Annotated in this window: 15 protein-coding genes; 5 read left to right on the forward strand and 10 right to left on the reverse strand. The window is 44.2% G+C overall.

Annotated features, from left to right (window positions below):
• Positions 1 to 67 precede the first annotated feature (67 nt).
• From AC0J2X_RS06755 to kduD, 5 genes are read right to left on the reverse strand one after another with little or no spacing between them, the layout of a single operon-like run.
• Positions 68 to 1363 (reverse strand): TRAP transporter large permease, encoded by a 1296-nt coding sequence (locus tag AC0J2X_RS06755; RefSeq protein WP_014949873.1) that lies wholly within the window; start codon positions 1361 to 1363, stop codon positions 68 to 70.
• Positions 1363 to 1848 carry a TRAP transporter small permease gene (locus AC0J2X_RS06760; RefSeq protein WP_014949872.1) on the reverse strand — a complete coding sequence of 162 codons (486 nt, stop codon included), beginning with the start codon at positions 1846 to 1848 and terminating at the stop codon, positions 1363 to 1365. The genes AC0J2X_RS06755 and AC0J2X_RS06760 overlap by 1 nt, the downstream gene beginning before the upstream one ends.
• Positions 1849 to 1850: 2 nt before the next feature.
• Positions 1851 to 2834 (reverse strand): TRAP transporter substrate-binding protein, encoded by a 984-nt coding sequence (locus AC0J2X_RS06765; protein WP_014976833.1) that lies wholly within the window; start codon positions 2832 to 2834, stop codon positions 1851 to 1853.
• Between the two features lie 30 nt (positions 2835 to 2864).
• Positions 2865 to 3710 (reverse strand): 5-dehydro-4-deoxy-D-glucuronate isomerase, encoded by an 846-nt coding sequence (gene kduI, locus AC0J2X_RS06770; protein WP_039225580.1) that lies wholly within the window; start codon positions 3708 to 3710, stop codon positions 2865 to 2867.
• 40 nt (positions 3711 to 3750) lie between these two features.
• A complete protein-coding gene (kduD, locus tag AC0J2X_RS06775) occupies positions 3751 to 4509 on the reverse strand; it encodes a 2-dehydro-3-deoxy-D-gluconate 5-dehydrogenase KduD (RefSeq protein ID WP_014976831.1) in 759 nt (252 codons plus the stop codon).
• 178 nt (positions 4510 to 4687) lie between these two features.
• Between kduD and AC0J2X_RS06780 the strand changes: the two genes are divergently transcribed.
• The 3 genes from AC0J2X_RS06780 to AC0J2X_RS06790 all read left to right on the forward strand — a co-directional run bounded on the left by AC0J2X_RS06780 (position 4688) and on the right by AC0J2X_RS06790 (position 10078).
• Positions 4688 to 5917 carry a DUF4861 family protein gene (locus tag AC0J2X_RS06780; protein WP_472995924.1) on the forward strand — a complete coding sequence of 410 codons (1230 nt, stop codon included), beginning with the start codon at positions 4688 to 4690 and terminating at the stop codon, positions 5915 to 5917.
• 452 nt (positions 5918 to 6369) lie between these two features.
• Complete coding sequence (locus AC0J2X_RS06785) at positions 6370 to 8226, forward strand: alkaline phosphatase PhoX (protein ID WP_156086537.1); 1857 nt, start codon at positions 6370 to 6372, stop codon at positions 8224 to 8226.
• 109 nt (positions 8227 to 8335) lie between these two features.
• Entirely contained in the window at positions 8336 to 10078 is a 1743-nt protein-coding gene (locus AC0J2X_RS06790; RefSeq protein ID WP_061486979.1) for a hypothetical protein, read from the forward strand.
• A 31-nt stretch (positions 10079 to 10109) separates the two neighbouring features.
• Here the strand turns inward: AC0J2X_RS06790 and AC0J2X_RS06795 are convergent, their stop codons facing one another.
• Genes AC0J2X_RS06795 through AC0J2X_RS06805 form a run of 3 tightly spaced genes read right to left on the reverse strand, consistent with a single transcriptional unit; the run spans position 10110 to position 12402 of the window.
• Positions 10110 to 10703 carry a DUF1989 domain-containing protein gene (locus AC0J2X_RS06795; RefSeq protein ID WP_014976827.1) on the reverse strand — a complete coding sequence of 198 codons (594 nt, stop codon included), beginning with the start codon at positions 10701 to 10703 and terminating at the stop codon, positions 10110 to 10112.
• Between the two features lie 27 nt (positions 10704 to 10730).
• A complete protein-coding gene (gene gntA, locus AC0J2X_RS06800; protein WP_014949864.1) occupies positions 10731 to 11396 on the reverse strand; it encodes a guanitoxin biosynthesis heme-dependent pre-guanitoxin N-hydroxylase GntA in 666 nt (221 codons plus the stop codon).
• 22 nt (positions 11397 to 11418) lie between these two features.
• Positions 11419 to 12402: a glycosyltransferase family 2 protein gene (locus tag AC0J2X_RS06805; RefSeq protein WP_472995884.1), complete on the reverse strand. Its 984-nt coding sequence runs from the start codon at positions 12400 to 12402 to the stop codon at positions 11419 to 11421.
• A gap of 555 nt (positions 12403 to 12957) precedes the next feature.
• Here AC0J2X_RS06805 and AC0J2X_RS06810 point away from each other — a divergent pair.
• Positions 12958 to 13506 (forward strand): hypothetical protein, encoded by a 549-nt coding sequence (locus tag AC0J2X_RS06810; RefSeq protein WP_014949862.1) that lies wholly within the window; start codon positions 12958 to 12960, stop codon positions 13504 to 13506.
• Positions 13507 to 13523: 17 nt separating this feature from the next.
• Here the strand turns inward: AC0J2X_RS06810 and AC0J2X_RS06815 are convergent, their stop codons facing one another.
• Positions 13524 to 14507, reverse strand: coding sequence for an endonuclease/exonuclease/phosphatase family protein (locus tag AC0J2X_RS06815; protein ID WP_014949861.1), 984 nt, complete (start codon positions 14505 to 14507; stop codon positions 13524 to 13526).
• A 400-nt stretch (positions 14508 to 14907) separates the two neighbouring features.
• Between AC0J2X_RS06815 and AC0J2X_RS06820 the strand changes: the two genes are divergently transcribed.
• A complete protein-coding gene (locus tag AC0J2X_RS06820) occupies positions 14908 to 15507 on the forward strand; it encodes a BON domain-containing protein (protein ID WP_014949860.1) in 600 nt (199 codons plus the stop codon).
• Positions 15508 to 15628: 121 nt separating this feature from the next.
• Here AC0J2X_RS06820 and AC0J2X_RS06825 read toward each other — a convergent pair whose 3' ends face one another.
• The gene (locus tag AC0J2X_RS06825) at positions 15629 to 16435 is read right to left on the reverse strand and encodes a TIGR03915 family putative DNA repair protein (RefSeq protein ID WP_014949859.1); all 807 of its coding nucleotides are present in this window, start codon (positions 16433 to 16435) and stop codon (positions 15629 to 15631) included.
• Between the last annotated feature and the right edge of the window lie 15 nt (positions 16436 to 16450).

Below are 16450 nucleotides of genomic sequence, written 5' to 3' on the forward strand. Positions count from 1 at the left end.
AAAAGTGAAAGTTCGTGTGATCAAACTACGCCTGACCACACTTTTCAGTTTTGATGATTCTACCTTACTAAAATCCTAGTGCACGTGGTAGCGCTTCGCTGAACCATGCGACATACGTAACTAGCATAAGAACGACAAACATAGCCACATATAAAGGTATTAGCGGTCGAATGATGTTCTCAAGTTTGGTTTTGGCAATGGCACAGGTAATGAAAAGTACGGCGCCGACGGGCGGTGAGCACAATCCAATAGACAGGTTGAGTACGAGCATGATGCCGAATTGCAGTTCGCTCATTCCAAGTTCTAAGGCCACCGGCAAAAATATGGGCGTAAAAATAAGTACGGCAGGTGTCATATCCAAGAATGCACCAACTACGATAAGCAATAGGTTGATTAAGAGAAGAATAAGTAATGGGTTATCGCTTATCGACAACAGTGCGTTACTTAAGGTTTGCGGAATGTTCTCAAACGACAATAGCCAAGACATCGCTGTTGAGGCCGCGATAAGCAGCATTACAATTGCCGTCGTTTCTGCCGCCTTCAAGAAAATATCAGGTAGGGCTTTCGCATCCACTTCTTTATAAAACACCACAGCTAACAGCAATGAGTAAACCACCGCAATGGCACCAGCTTCGGTAGCGGTAAAAACGCCGCCCACAATGCCGCCAATCACTAAGAATATGAGGAATAGGGAAGGGAGTGCTGCGATAGTTTTTTCGACAACTACTTTAATAGGAAGCCGCGGCGATAGGGGGTATCCCTTCATTTTTGCGTAGATAAAGCACACCAGCATGAGCGCTAGACCCACCATAATGCCTGGAATATAGCCAGCCATAAAGAGGGCGGCGATGGATACGCCACCGCTAGCGATTGCGTATACAATTAAGATATTACTTGGCGGAATTAACATTCCCGTAGTTGATGCAGCGGCAGTGACCGCTGCGCTAAAATTCGGCTCGTAGCCCGCTTTCTTCATTTCGGGCAACATGAAGCTGCCAATAGCAGACGTAGTCGCTACTGCAGACCCTGAAATTGCACCAAACAGCATGCAGGAAACAACATTCACCAAGGCTAAACCACCGGGAAGCGCACCAATAAGCGCCATTGCACATTCAATTAATCGCTTGGCTATCCCGCCGCGTCCCATGATAAGGCCAGATAAAACAAAAAATGGGATTGCCAAGAGCGCAAAGCTATTAAGACCACCTGCCATACGCTGGGCAATAGTAATGGTAGCCGGAGCAATGTCCATGCTCATTACCATAGCAAGCAGCGTGGCTACACCAATGCTGATTGAAATAGGAACATTTAAAAGAAGGAGTACAAAAAAGGCGACGACTAAGATAATACCGGTCAGTTCCATTACGCTGACTCCTTATTGTTGTTTCGCCAAAGTGCAGTAATGTTAACCAGTGCATAGGCAATGATAAGGCCTCCAGATAAGGGAAGCACGCTATAGATAAAGCCCATTTTCACACCTAGCGCTGCTGAGATTTGCTCTAGCTCTAATGTAAGAGACACTAGTTCAGCGCCGCCGTAAACCATCACCAAAACACAGAAGATAATGACAATGACTTCAACGCAGGTAAGTAGAAGGCGTTTCACTTTACGAGACTGACGCTCAACAATTAAGTTGAACCCCAAATGCGCGTTTTGGCGATAGGCGTAGGCCGCACCTAAGATGCCAATCCAAATAAGTATGAACCTAGACAACTCTTCGGTGACCGAAGCAGGGTCTTTAAGTACGTAACGTGAGACCACTTGCCAAATTACGGTAAGTAAAATACTTACCATGGCAATAATAAGGGTGCCGGCTAAGGCTTTATCGATGAGGCGTATTATTGTCATTGTTACATCGCTTTTATTTGCGTAATTAAGTCGCCAATTGGCGTGTCTTCAAAGCTCTTATGAAAAGGCTTTACCGCTTCGACGAAAGGTGCTTTATCAGGCGTAATAACTGTGACGCCTTCGGCTTTTACCTTTTCTAAAGAGGCTTGCGTAGATGTTTTCCAAAGTTCGCGTTGGTATTCAACAGAGTCTTCCATTGCTTTGGTTAGCCACGTTTGCTGCTGTTCATTCAAACTTTCCCATACCGGCAGCGATGCCAGCATGACGTCTGGAACACTGGTATGCTCGTCAAGGCTGTAGTAACGGGCAATTTCATAATGACGTGAAAGGTAGTAGCTGGGCGGGTTATTCTCTGCGCCGTCTACAACGCCTTGCTGAAGCGCAGTGTACAGTTCTCCCCAGGCAACGGGGGTTGCAGCTCCTCCAAGTGCGCGAACTGTTGCTACTGCAGTGGGGCTGTTCAACACGCGAATTTTGAGTCCGTTCAGATCGCTTGGTGTTTCTATTGGTTTGTCGTTGGTGTAAAAACTGCGGCTTCCCGCATCGTAATAGCCGAGACCTTTAAGTCGAAAGTCTTCAACACCAGATAGCAACTCATCGCCTAAATCGCTGTTTAATACACGCCAGAAGTGTTCGTTATCGCGGAAAATGTAAGGAATGCTAAAAATCTTCATTTCGGGAGCAAACCCTTCCAAAGGACTTGCCGACACCTTAGTCATGGCGAGTGAGCCAATCTGCAGCAGTTCTACCATCTCCCTCTCGGTTCCCAGCTGGCTGCTTGGGTAAATAACCACACTCATTGTACCGTCAGAATAGTAATCTAGGCGCTCTCCAAGATATTCCATTGCTTTATGTACTGAGTGTTGAGTGTCCAACGTATGCCCCAAGCGCAATACGGTGACTTCGCCTTGCAGTTCATTTTGCGAACACGCCGAGGTTAGCAACAGGGCCGTGGCTGACAGTGTGAGTTTTATATACCGCAACATAATCATTACACCTATTTAGAGCAGGGCTGCTTAACGCAACTGTGAAGGCGGAAACTTATCCATATCATCGTAATCCAGGTTTTCACCTGCCATTCCCCAGATAAATGCATAGCTTCCAGTACCTACACCACAATGAATGGACCAAGGTGGCGATACCACGGCTTCTTCATTTGCTACAAAAATATGGCGAGTTTCGTGAGGTTCGCCCATGAAGTGACATACGCGGCTTTCGCTATCCATATCAAAGTAAAAGTACACTTCATTGCGTCGGTCATGTTGATGAGCTGGCATGGTGTTCCAGACGGAGCCTGTGTGCAGACGCGTTAGTCCCATTTGAAGCTGACAAGTATCGACAACAGTATTGATAAGTAACTGTTTGATATCACGCTTGTTGGAGGTTTCCTGACTGCCTAAGTGAAGGATGTTTGCATCTGTGCTGCCTATTTTTTTGCAGGGATAGGCGTGGTGAGCCGGCGCCGAGTTTAAGTAATATTTGGCAGGATTGGACGCATTGTCCGACTCAAAAATGACTTCTTCATTGCCTTGTCCGATGTACAAGGCCTCTTCATTATCTAGGTGATAAGTGGTGCCTGAAACAGTAATGGTTCCAGGCCCGCCGATATTAATTACACCGACTTCGCGACGGGCGGTAAAGAACGGCATCTTTAACTGATCTTCAATGGTTTCTAGCGTTAGCGCTGACGTTGTCGGTACGGCACTTCCAAGCATAAAGCGTTCGTAGTGGGTGTATATCCATACGACTTCACCTTGTGTCATTAGGGTGTCGACTAAAAATGCGTCACGCAATTCTTGCGTGTTGTAAGCATTAGCCTCTTTACGACCGATAGCATATCGGGTATCTATTTTCTTGCTCATGTCTTTTCTATCGCTCATGGCTGTATCCCCCATTCGTTAATTAACGTGCTAGAAAGCCGCCGTCGACAGCAAGGATATGGCCGTTTACGTAATTGCTTGCTGCGCTCGCAAGAAATACCGCCGCACCTGCTAAATCATCACTTTCCCCCCAGCGATTTGCTGGAATGCGGGCACAAATTTCAGCACTGCGCGTTTCATCATCTTGCAGTGCTTGGGTGTTATCGGTTTTGATGTAACCTGGCGCAATAGCGTTCACCTGCACATTATATTGGCCCCATTCGTTTGCTAGCGCTTTCGTAAGACCCGCGATGGCGTGTTTACTCGCTGTGTAGGCAGGAACGGTGATGCCACCTGTATAACTTAACATTGATGCAATATTGATGATTTTGCCTTGTCCCCGTTCTACCATCGTCTTGCCAATAGTTTGGCTAAGTAGGAAAGCTGAATCGATGTTGACAGCAAGCACGTTTTTCCACTCGTCAAAAGGAAAGTCGGTTGCTGGTGCTCTGAAAATAGTGCCGCCGTTATTCAGCAGGATGTCGATGTGTCCTTTAATGCTTAACGCATCTTCAGCAAGTTTAACTACCGCGTCGGCATCAGCGAGGTCGGCATCTAATGCCATGGCTTGACCACCTTCACTTTGAATTTTACGTAGTGTCTCGTCACATCCACCTGGTCGAGAACTGGCGCAGATGACGAAGGCGCCAGAAGTGGCGAGTGCTAAAGCAAGCGCTTGGCCTATACCTCGACTTGCTCCGGTCACTAATGCGGTTTTACCTTCTAGGCTAAAGTTGACCATGTAATTTACCTTTCACTAAATGGTTCATGGGTATGACGAATTTTATCGACATACTAAATTGAAAAATCTCGTTAACAAAATTTAAAATAATTGCCACCGGTGGCATTTGTCAATATATTGTTTATAAATATCGTTAATTAGTTAAATGCGTTAACAACCGATGGAGAGCATAAAAGTGATGAAATTTAGTAAGATAGGTCTAATTTTGATGCCATTATTGGCAAGTTGCTCACAAGGGGATATAAATTCGGCTTTGTCTGTTAAGGTGAAAAATTCGGCAGACGGTGGTAGCGGCGATCAAATTTTTGAAGTATCTCTGCCCCCGCAATATTCGGGGTGGAAGTTAAAGCAATTTCCGTCAGAATGGATTGAGAATAGCGTAGGGCAAGCGGTGTTACTAGGTGCAGCATCTATTGCGCCAGGGAGTAGTGCGTCATTGGAACTTATGCCACCTGAGCAAGCTACGAATGTTAACCTTAAAGACCGGGCGCACGCTGAACTTTCCGTAAGAACAGGAGGAGATTGGCAAGACGCAGTATATAGCGCTGAGGGTTTTTCTTTTGAAGAAGTTACCTCATTCACATCGCCTCCGCAATTGACCGATCATTCTTACTTTTTGCGTTACGAGGGACCAGGCTGGGAGTCTGATCAAATGGGCTATCGCCTTTATCTTGATTGGCGTAACGCTATTGATGTCTTTGTTAAAGCGAACGACAGTGTAGTATTACCTGAGGTGGGGCAAGACGGCTACGATAGCTATCATAATTTATCTTCGTGGGGTGGAGACGCGCTTAAAGTTGGTAAATCGTTGGGCGTGGGTGCGCTAGGTCGATTAACAGAACAAGAAACCCAAGACTCCTCAACGCAGACAGTTATGCATTTTCAGCATGTAGAGAATACGCAATACCAATTAGTATCGAATTCTCAGTTGCGGGCTGAGTTCGACGTTGGCTACGAAGGGTGGTCATCGTCTGATGCGAAAGCGGACAGCATCGACGTTACCACGCACTATCGAATTGATGCGTTTGACCCCACAACCCACATCAGCGTTTCTGTATCAGAGCCATCGGATAATATTGTCGCAGGTCTAGTGGCGCATGATGGAATGCAGGTGATTAAAGCCGAGCGTGGTGAGTGGGGCGTTGTAGCGACTTGGGGAACGCAAAGTATCTTGGCAGATAATGACAACTTAGGGTTGGCCGTTGTTTATCGGTTAGATCAGGTCGAAAAGGTATTCGAGGGTGAACATGACCACCTTGTATTGTTCAAACCTTTAACCGCTTTAGACTATAAAATTCTCGCGGTTTGGCCTAAGCGCAGCAGTGATGTACAAACTGCAAAGCAGTTTGAAGATTATCTGGTTAATAAATTAAAGATGTATAATCACCCTCTTACCGTCTTAAATTAAGTATTACTTAGCGACCAGGCTAGCGGGCCGTAGCGAAATGCGTAGCCCGTTAGCTTATATTATGTCTTTCTCTAATTGCCTTCTTCAACTACCCTCTTTTTCCATTTTTAGCCCATCCAACTTTCAAGCAGTTATGTGCTGTTGTGTTCACGGGCACAAAGCTCTGACCAGTATTGTGAAACAAATAATTCATAAACTGACTGAGTGGTTTAGGTTTTCTTGATTGAGCATTCAATAATCCCAATGATTACAGCGCCTTCGTAAATCTTCGCATTTGTTTTATTCGTTTTTTCAGACCCTTGTGTCAATAAAGCTTCATTTTGGTGTCAATTCACTGTCACCGGAATGTCACAAATGTCCTCCAGACTTTCGCCCGCTAAGACCGTTTACTGAGGTGAGTCTTCTGCTTACCTCCACTCAACATCGAAAACAAGTATAAGCAAGGAACTATAATGAAAAGCGAAACTCTTCGTGGAATTAAGTATTCAGCGATAGCACTGGCTGTAACACTAGGGATGACTGCCTGTTCACTGGAAGGTGACGATGGCGAAGACGGTGTACAAGGCCCTGTAGGTGAGCAAGGCCCAGTAGGAGATCAGGGCCCGGTGGGCGATCAAGGTCCTCAAGGTGATAGTGCAGGTACGCTAACACGTATTGCTACGGTTCCACTTGGTGCAGAAGTGACCGGTATATTCTTAACAGACGAAGGCGATTTATTTTTTAACGTTCAGCACCCGTCTGGCACTAATGCGGCGACAACCAGTGTAAATGCAATGCCTATCAACACCGGTACAGTGGGCGTGCTTGCAGGTGCTAACTTCAACAATCTGCCAGTAACATTACCAAATTCACCTGTACCAAGCTCAGATGAAGAAAAAGAGCTGGTGGTTTCTGCCATTGGTCAATATCAAGTACTTGGACAAACGGGCGACACTTTCGGTACTGACCTACCAGAAGGCTTAGGTCACATCTACACGTTGGATGGCGAAGAGTTGGTTCTTGAAAATGACATGCCTGATTTTAACGGCTTCATCTCAACCGCCGAAGGCGAAGGTTACCTTTTCTCGAACTGGGAAGAGCTTCCTGGCGGTATGAGCCGCATGAAAGTTGAAAAAGACGAGTTTGGTATGTGGGAAGTAACTGAAGCCATGATGCTGGATTTCTCGCCAGTGTGGGGAACGGCGGCAAACTGCTTTGGTTCAATGTCACCTTGGGGTACACCGCTTACTTCAGAAGAGTGGGTGGTTGATTCGGCGGTGGATACGACAACATCACCAAGCTGGAATAACCCAGAGGCCGTTTCTACAGATGCGCGCTTAGGTCGTATGTGGCAAATGACGGCGCCAGATGCGCCAAACCCGTACAACTATGGCTACATTGCGGAAGTAACAGAGCCGTTGGCTGATGAGCCGGTTGTTGTTAAGCATTTCGCCATGGGCCGTTACGAGCATGAGAACTCAACGGTCATGCCTGACGGAAAAACGGTTTACCTTTCTCAAGATGATACGGGTGGCGTACTGTTTAAGTTTGTCGCAGACACAGCTGAAGACTTATCGGCAGGTACACTTTACGGCGCTAAGCTCACTCAGGACGCAGGTCAGAATGATCCTGCGACAACTGGTTTTGCGGTTGAATGGGTGGAATTAGCTAGCGGTGATAACCTGACTATTCGCGCGTGGATTGATGAATACAATGGTATTGGTACCGACGATTACGTGGATGGACAAAGTTCTTACATTACTATGGCCGACGTTCAAGCATGGGCTGATGGCGATGCGACCTATCCAACGGTAGAGGAAGGTGGCTCTAGCGTAACAGCAGGACAGCCAATGGATAACCGCGTAGCGTTCTTAGAGAGTCGTGCAGCGGCCCGTCTTAAAGGGGCTACCGCAGAGTGGAGAAAACTGGAAGGTATCTCAATCAACCAGAAACGCGCAAAGGAAGCGGTTGAAGGTGTAGATACTATCGAAGGTGAAGTGGTACAGAATGCATACCTTTACATCGGCATCGCTGATATCGACAACACAATGATTGACGGTGAAGGCGATATGCAGCTTTCAGCCCGCGTTAAAGACTGTGGTGGTGTTTATCGTGCCAAGCTTGAAGAAGGCTATAACATCTCTCGTATTGAACCTGTGGTGATGGGCGGTACGTACCGTTCAAGCCTAACTGGCGCCGAGCGTTGTGACGTTGAACAGCTTTCTCAACCAGATAACGTAGTGGTGATGAACGACGGCCGTATTCTTATCGGTGAAGACGGTTTCCAAGAAAACAATACGCTGTGGATGTATGAGCCAGCAGATAAGTAAGTTTTCTTTTTAATTTAAAAATACTCCGGGTACCTAGGGCCTGTTAACCTTTGGTGTACAACAAAGGTCAACAGGCCCTACGTACCCGGATTTTTCCGTTGTGATGATTATGAAAATGTTAAAAATAACTTCAGGTGTAGGCATTCTGCTTTCACTACTTATCAGTGCAGGATGCACTGATAACACGGGTACTGACGTGAACAATCAGTCAAACTATGAGCAAAACTCAACAAGCTTTACAGTTGACACACAACTGCCTACTTCTACTCACGAAAAGACCGACAGTACCCACGCTTATCCTTATCAAGAAGGCGATGCTATTCCCGCTCTGGCATATATTGAACACGATGAAGTGTATAACCCTGAATCGGTTATTCCTCCCCAGTGTTACACCAAAACAGAAGGTGTTAACAACCCATGTTATGCATGCCACCAAAGTTACGATTCAATGGAAAAGCGTCCTAATCAAATGGGCGATGGCACGTTACAGGGCAACTACGAATTTTCTGACGTAGGGTTAACAAACAGCTGGAAAAACCTGTTTATTGACCGTACATCACTAATTGCGGGCATTGATGATGACACGATTAAAAAATATATAGCGCAAGACAACTATACCGCTTCGCTTAACAATGACGCCATGCCAGACTACATGCGTATTGAAAATTTGAGCGCCGCTGATAAGGCATTTGATGGCGACGGGTTTGCTAAAGATGGCAGTGGATGGGTGTCGTATAATTACAAGCCTTTCCCAAGTACTTTTTGGCCGACTAACGGGTCAACTGGCGATGCTATGATCAGGCTTCCTGAAAGCTTTCAAACGCTAAAAGGCAAGTATAATAAGGCTATCTATACATTAAACTTAAGCTTGGTTGAAATGGCACTTAAAGAGCTGGATACGTTAACTGTGGCGCCGGTCAACGAATTAGCGTTGAACCTTGACGTAAACCAAGACGGAAAACTCACCAATTTAGTGACTGAAATCGCTCGTTTGTCGCATTATGTTGGCGACGCAAGCAATGTTCCGCTAGCGCACATGCTTTACCCCGAAGGTACAGAATTCTTACATACCGTGCGCTACATTGGCGTGGATGAAAACGGGCATATTTATAACGCGCCGCGTATGAAGGAAGTGCGCTACATGAAAAAGCATATGTTCAGAAGCAGAGAAAGCTTAGCATCTGCCTATTATGCGGAAGCAAAAGATAAGCATTTTGAAAAGCTGCCTCAAACCCGCTACTTAGGTGAAAAAGGAATAGACAACGGCTTTGGCTGGACAATTAATGGCTTCATTGAAAATGAGCAGGGCGAACTTCGTGCACAGCACGCTCAAGAGCTTGCGTTTTGTAACGGCTGTCACAAAACAGTAGGGTCAACCTTTGACCAAACATTTTCATTTGCACGGAAAGTTCCCGGACAAGCGGGGTGGGGCTATATAGACCTGCGTGAAATTGAAGATGTGCCAAATATCAACGAGGAAAAAGGCGAGTTTCTCACTTACATGGAGCGCGTGGGCGGTGGCGATGAGTTCCGTCAAAACGGAGAAATGCTGGCCAAATGGTTTGATGAAAAAGGCATGGTCAAGGTGGAAGAGGTGCAACGTGCCAAGTCAGTGTACGACATCATTACTCCTTCACCAGAGCGCGCGTATGCGTTGAACAAAGCGTATTTGACCATAGTGAAAGAGCAAAGCTATTTGTTCGGTCGCGACGCAACGCTGACTAAGGCGACTAATGTGTTAAGCACTATTGATGCCGAACAGCCACCGCTTAAGCCTGAACATCGTTTCAAGTGGGATATGCGACTTAACTGGCAACAAGAAAAGCCAAGCGCCATTGCAGAAGCTCGGTAGCGCTTGTTTATTTAGAAGATAACGCTCGCGGCTAGATGTTAGCCGCGGGTAAAATTTCAAACTGAATCGGTTTGTAACGGAAGTTATTTGACTCGCCCGCTGAACACGCGGTTAACCCTACGATTAGATCCATCTTTGCTTCAAATATTGTGTAATCACCGGCATTAGACTTAGGAGGAAGAACAGATATTTTACCCTTGGCGTCTACCTCCACATTCATAAAGGTATTGAATGTGGTACAAACGTGATGCTCTGGGATGTCAAACTCTGAAAAAGCCGCGACTAAATTGCCGTGGCACCCAGGTACAGGCTCTTCATTGGGATAAAAATGCTTAAACGTGTCAACACTGCAAGGAGTCAAAAGAAAGTCATGGTCTTCTACAGTGTCTTCAATAATTTCGAACATCACGTTACTTTGATTAGAGTATAGCAAGCTGCCTTTTTTGAATTGGATGCTTTCATTGTAATCTAAACTTCGTCCTGAAGAGATAAACTCATTTTTATCGTGTTCATTGAACGCATAGAGGTCGGCCACTTGTTCACCTTCTGGATCAATAACTTTAAGTCTTTCCCCTTTTTTCATAGTAAATGCAGTGCCGCTTCTTGGCTGTATAGTTTGTAACATTATGTGACTTGTCCCTTTTATTTAGGTTTAGTGCTTAATCCGCTTGAACGGGCATTCCCAGTTTTCGGAATGTTTTACACCACTATATTGATATACCTCTGAGCTATCACCATGGTTTGCGAGTAGCTCATTTTTACTTCCGCAGTACGCGGTATCTCGTTTACGAATGTGGTCTTTGAATGCTTCAAAACGCTTCTGCTTTCTCAACATGTCAAATTGCTCGTGTAAATTAAACACGATGGCAGGGTAGGGAAATCGACGGCTTTTTCTTGATGCATTTGGATGCAGTCCAACTACAAAGAAACCCTTTCCGCCTAAACTCAAGCTAAACTGAGCGTTATGAGGGTCACTTGATACTTTACTATCCCAAGGTTTTAAACAGGCGTCAATCTCGTGTAAACGCTGCAATTTTTCCCATAAAACCCGATCAAATTCAGTTTCGCTTATCGTATCTGGAAGCTCAAAAGTTGCGACCAAAGAGGAGTACATGTCCCGTTCAAGATCAAACGACTCTACAAATTGGTGAATTGACGCCAACATATCTGTCTCATTGAGAGGACAGCGAATATCGTCGTATTGATTCACATGAATTTGGCTTTTATTGAGGGCTGTTTTGGCTCCGACGCAGGGGAAATCGGCTTCCCCTACAAACGACAAAAAGCGCTCGGTTAGATTCGGTTTCAATAAAGACATTCCATATCTCCCTGAAAGCGTTTTATGCGGTCGTGCTCAAAAGGTCAGAGCCTTTCTCCGGCGAATGAAAAGACGTAAATTCAACATTGTTTTGGGCGTTGGTTACCGTTAATTGCTCAACCGGCGCGTCCGCCTTGTCTTCCTCTACCTGCTGGGGGAGGTGCTTGATTTTAATGCCGTTTTGCTTGAAGTCAGCATTAATAAAACCTTGGTCTGCATACGCGTTCAATACATTGACACATGGGTAAAATCCCCATTTCGAGTGAAAACGCTGTGCATTATGAACAAAGTCTAAAAGGTGATTTATCGGGCATTGATAATTAGACCGGTGTGGTGCAAATGTTCGCGTGGGCAATTGCTCTAACGAAAACCCTAATGCCCTACAGTTAGTGAAGAAATCTTCGTCGTTTAGTCCGAAACCCGCGTAGCCTTCATCGAAGCCGCCGGTTTTCTGAAAGTCTGCCTTACGAATAAAAAACACTGTAGAACAAATACTATCGTCACTAAACTTTCCATGATTAATTTCCTGATCTCTTGAAGGTATTTCGTTATTGTCGTCTTCGGGTAACGTGTCGTCATTACTTGCTAAATAACCGATTTCTTTTTCATCTTTTGAAATTTGTCGGTAGGGCTTACAACAGCGCTCGTTGGGTAAAAACACCACTGATGTGAACACTACGGTGTTGTCACGAAGCGCAAGCAAGCCATCTCTAAAAAGCGATGGGGCAATAACTGCGTCTACGTTTAGGTAAACTAAATTCGCGTGCTTGGCCGCTGACATACCCTTGTTGCGCGCTTTCGCTATCGGAAGAGCATCTTGAGTCACAAACTTGTGAACAATGTCGAATTTGTCACTGCGTACGAGTGACAAATCAGAAGGAGGTGCCATCCAAACAATGACTAGCTCATCTGGCGTTGGAGAGCATTGCTCTAACTGAGTAATCAAATTGGCCAGTTTCTCAGTTCTGCTCTTAACAATAGTTACTGCACTTATTGGTGAACGCATACTCTTCCTCCCTTTCTAATTTGTTGAACCTGTAATAACGACGACATGAAACGTTGAACGTTATACTTTCGTAGAAGCAAAGAGTGTTCCTGTTTTGTAAATTATTGATTTTTTGATAAAAAGTGTAATTTCAAGTTCTGTTTTTGAGTGTTTGCAGCAATGGTTGAGCGCCAAGGCAAGCAAGAGGTGCAAAGTGAGAGAAAAATTTACAAACGAATGTATGGAGGCCAACAGCAGTTTTTTATGTTAATTTTTGGTGGTCTGTTCTAATTTGCAGATTAACATGACGCTTCTTTTCATAAGTCTTGTTTTACTGTGCATCTAGCGCGTAATTGCTTTGCCGTTCCCACATATTTTGATATGCTTGGTTAGTAGGTTAAACATTACAATTCAATAGTTTAAATATTCCTACAAATATTGCTTAACACGTTTTCTTTCGAGTAGAACTAATCTCATATTATTGGTTTTTACTCACTCAAAGTGTAGGTAAATCTTCAGCCTTACTTGTAACGTATTAATTTCTGAATTTCGTATTTTTTCTGGTGGACAAAGGCTGTGGAATCACAATCGTCTGTATTTATTCGACACTATGACAAACAATCATTAAAGGTGGTTGATGTTATATCTGGTATCTCACCAAATGCTATGCGCAGAGTATTTGGCGGCTGGATATTTTTCGCAGCTGTTGTCGGCGTTATTGTAAGCGTAGCACCAGATTTGAGCGCTCAATTTATCGGTTTAACACTTTTCGTTCTTGTTGCTTTTACACTCGTAATGTTTGGACAGAGCAGAATAACGGAAGGCTGGCCAGCTATAATTTGTGACAACAACTACATCGGCGTGGTGAGAGACCCTGTTAAGAGAGAGTATATTTGTGTGAACTCTGCTCTGGTCAAAGAAGCTAACCCCACATTAATAAAACCCAACAAAAAAGCGGTTGAGATTGTGTTAGATAGCGAACAACTATCGGCAGAAGATCAAGAGGTGCTAAACCAAGCGGTTTGGCCTCGGGATAACAAGCTAATAGGGCTAGCCCATTTTAAAAAGCGTGAAGAGGCGTGTGATAGCCTCATGTGGTGTGTCAAACACCGTAGCTCTCATTAGATTTACAGTCTTGAGTATTACTCCTTGTCCGTGATTAGCGCTAGTTCGGTATAAAGCGGGTAGTGGTCTGAGCCTATGCTTTCAAGTTTCTCTATATTGACCAATGCAAAATGTTCCGAGTGAAATACGTGGTCTAACGGCCATTTCACTAAAGGATATTTCGCGTGAAATGTATTGAAAAAACCGCGCCCCTCTCGTGGGTCTAAAAGTCCGCTTATTTTCTTGAACTTTCTGGTAGTAGGTGACCAAGCTACATCGTTAAGATCGCCAGCGACGACAATAGGGCCCTCTGTTTCAGCTATTTCTTCCCCCACAACAGTAAGTTCTACGTCTCTGGGCTTTGCATACGTGTTTTCTGTTGGGCTTGGTGGTTTTGGATGAAGAAAATATAGCGTGACATCTTGTCCGTGGTGATTGATTTTAACTTTCATAGACGGCACATCTTCTTCTATTAGAAATCGCAATGAGACCTCTTCAAAGGGAAGCTTACTATAAAGATGCATACCGTAGAGGTTCTCGAGTGGGCAAAATTTACGATACGGGTATTCAGATTCAATTTCACTGATGCCTTTCTGCCACTTCTCATTAGATTCCAACGTTACGAGAAAATCAGGTTGCTTATTACGTACATGTTCAATGAGCTTGCGAAAATCGTCATTAGGCATATACACATTGCTTGATAAAACACTTAGCTTTTGGCTCGCACTCTCCACCTCGACGTGCCTAACTTCTCTTTTATACAGAGGGGTATAAGGAATGATCCAGATAACCTGATAAATAAGGCTAACTGTTAATCCAGCGACAATAATTACTGCTAGGCTATCTATCTGTGCGTAATAGGTTGATTCAAAAATATGCCCAGCAATTAACAAAGAAATGATAGCTGCTATTTGTAGTCGCGGAAATTCCCACACTCTTATTAACCAATGAGAAGAAGGAAGCAAAGGGGCCCAGCTTACGGCTATAAATAAGACTGAAACAGCAGTAAGTGCAGTATCCATGTCTAGTTGGTCCTTGAGTTTAATTAACGAAAAACACTCCACCTGTTGCTTCTGTCTGCAAAACTAAATTGATGACTATAGCTAGTGAAGCGACACAAATCGTTATAACTACGGCAGCTTTGTGAAATAAGTTTAACCTAAGTATCACTGCAACTTAGCGGCGGCCAACGACAAAAAGTTATCCCTTAGTACAATTGATAGGTGCTTTTGTTAAGTGAAGTTGACGAGTTTTGGGCATTAACAAAATTAAGTAAAAAGTTCTCAAACAAAGGCAAAGTTTGCAAAACAAAACTTACTTAACTAGCCCTGGATATTAATATTTATCATATAAAACAATGCCTTATTTTGTTGGCAAGGAATTGGCATGACTATCTACGAGTTTCGACAAAGGAGAAATGTTATGAAACGTTCACTTATTTCTATGATTGTTGCTACAACTTTGACTACAGCTGCATATGCAGGTGACATGGACACAGACAACAAATGGGAGAAAGGTGCCAAAGACGCATGGATTGATGGCAAAGCAGAAGCAACGCTGTTGTTCAATGGTAACCTTGATTCATTCGACATTAACACTGACGTTAAAAACGGTAATGTCGTTCTTACTGGTAAGGTTGAGAACTCTGTTGATAAAAAGCTAGCGGAAGAGCTAGTAGCGAATATTGATGGTGTAACGTCTGTAGACAACAAGCTAACGGTTGTCTCTGACAAAGATATGGAAGGCGACATGTCAGATGACATGGAAGATACTGTTGACGAAGGCACAAGCGAGTTAACTGACGCCAAAATCGCCACAGTAATCAAAACTCGTCTTCTTATGGATACCGATATTTCAGGTTTCGACATCGATGTTGACGTAGAAAACGGTGTAGTAACACTGACTGGCGACGTTGATTCTGATGCTGAGCGTGACCTAGCTGTGGAAATTGCCAAGAATGCGTCTGACGTAAAAGATGTTGAAAGCAACCTTCGTGTAGTTACTGAAACTGCGATGAACTAATATCATTGTTGCTTTACACAAAAAAGGGGCCTCGGCCCCTTTTTTTCTGGTCACGTTTTACAGAGCTTTTCAAATCGCAATAAACAAAGGAAGCACAGCTGCTAATATTTGTCAGGAGGACTCATTCACCATTCTCCACCTTTTTTCCATTTAGTATCATCTTACGTGCTCTAGCATCCGAGTGGCGTATCATATCGTTAATAAGCGACGTCTCAGGCATATTCTTCCAGTATTTTTTTGGCATTGAACTTAACATTGCCTTTGTTTTTACGCGGGCAGGATTAAATATATTTGCATAATACGTAAGCCAGTATTTTTCAATTCTGTCATCATTTGGAATAATACTTGGGTCAGGATTATCTTCCAAAACAAGTGTTTTAGTATTCCAATGCGCAGCTCGATAAGGGGTAAGTATTGACCAACACATATTTTTAAAACGAGTCCGAAAAAAATCGAGCTTCAATTCCAAGCTGAAGTGTTCTGGTTCATACCACGCAATAAAATGCTCTTGTCCGTCAAGTACAACTTCTCGAAATCTCAAAAAAGCACTTATCTTATATGCATCGCGTTTTACTGCTTTAGCCAGCACGTTGAGACGCAACACATCTTCGTCAGTTTTTAAGTGAATAAGGTTTCTGTTTTCGAAAACTACTCGCCATAAAACGCGGTAACATAAAGCGAAACGATCGGGGGCTTGGTGGCATAACGCATACTTCAACAGCGTTAAAACTGATCTGGGAATTCTGAAATTCGTTTGGCTTTCACCAATAGCGTTGGCCGAATCGGTCACGGCAAACAAGTCGTCTTGGTTAGATTGCGAAGTTTGCCATGTAACGTTCTCCGGAGGTATGTGTTGGGCTAGACATTCTCTCGATGCTTTTCGCCATTCGTCGTATCCGGGCACTGATGAAATTGTTACTTTTTTCATTGTAGTACCAATTAG

The organism is Alteromonas sp. R7 (assembly GCF_055755235.1).

Excerpts from the sequence above, each read along its gene's own strand:
- kduI (WP_039225580.1), bottom strand. The coding sequence starts at position 3,710 with ATGAGCAAGAAAATAGATACCCGATATGCTATCGGTCGTAAAGAGGCT.
- gntA (WP_014949864.1), bottom strand. The coding sequence starts at position 11,396 with ATGTCTTTATTGAAACCGAATCTAACCGAGCGCTTTTTGTCGTTTGTA.
- AC0J2X_RS06755 (WP_014949873.1), bottom strand. The coding sequence starts at position 1,363 with ATGGAACTGACCGGTATTATCTTAGTCGTCGCCTTTTTTGTACTCCTT.
- AC0J2X_RS06790 (WP_061486979.1), top strand. The coding sequence starts at position 8,336 with ATGAAAATGTTAAAAATAACTTCAGGTGTAGGCATTCTGCTTTCACTA.
- AC0J2X_RS06825 (WP_014949859.1), bottom strand. The coding sequence starts at position 16,435 with ATGAAAAAAGTAACAATTTCATCAGTGCCCGGATACGACGAATGGCGA.
- AC0J2X_RS06780 (WP_472995924.1), top strand. The coding sequence starts at position 4,688 with ATGAAATTTAGTAAGATAGGTCTAATTTTGATGCCATTATTGGCAAGT.
- AC0J2X_RS06820 (WP_014949860.1), top strand. The coding sequence starts at position 14,908 with ATGAAACGTTCACTTATTTCTATGATTGTTGCTACAACTTTGACTACA.
- AC0J2X_RS06795 (WP_014976827.1), bottom strand. The coding sequence starts at position 10,703 with ATGTTACAAACTATACAGCCAAGAAGCGGCACTGCATTTACTATGAAA.
- AC0J2X_RS06760 (WP_014949872.1), bottom strand. The coding sequence starts at position 1,848 with ATGACAATAATACGCCTCATCGATAAAGCCTTAGCCGGCACCCTTATT.
- AC0J2X_RS06765 (WP_014976833.1), bottom strand. The coding sequence starts at position 2,834 with ATGTTGCGGTATATAAAACTCACACTGTCAGCCACGGCCCTGTTGCTA.
- AC0J2X_RS06785 (WP_156086537.1), top strand. The coding sequence starts at position 6,370 with ATGAAAAGCGAAACTCTTCGTGGAATTAAGTATTCAGCGATAGCACTG.
- AC0J2X_RS06805 (WP_472995884.1), bottom strand. The coding sequence starts at position 12,402 with ATGCGTTCACCAATAAGTGCAGTAACTATTGTTAAGAGCAGAACTGAG.
- kduD (WP_014976831.1), bottom strand. The coding sequence starts at position 4,509 with ATGGTCAACTTTAGCCTAGAAGGTAAAACCGCATTAGTGACCGGAGCA.
- AC0J2X_RS06815 (WP_014949861.1), bottom strand. The coding sequence starts at position 14,507 with ATGGATACTGCACTTACTGCTGTTTCAGTCTTATTTATAGCCGTAAGC.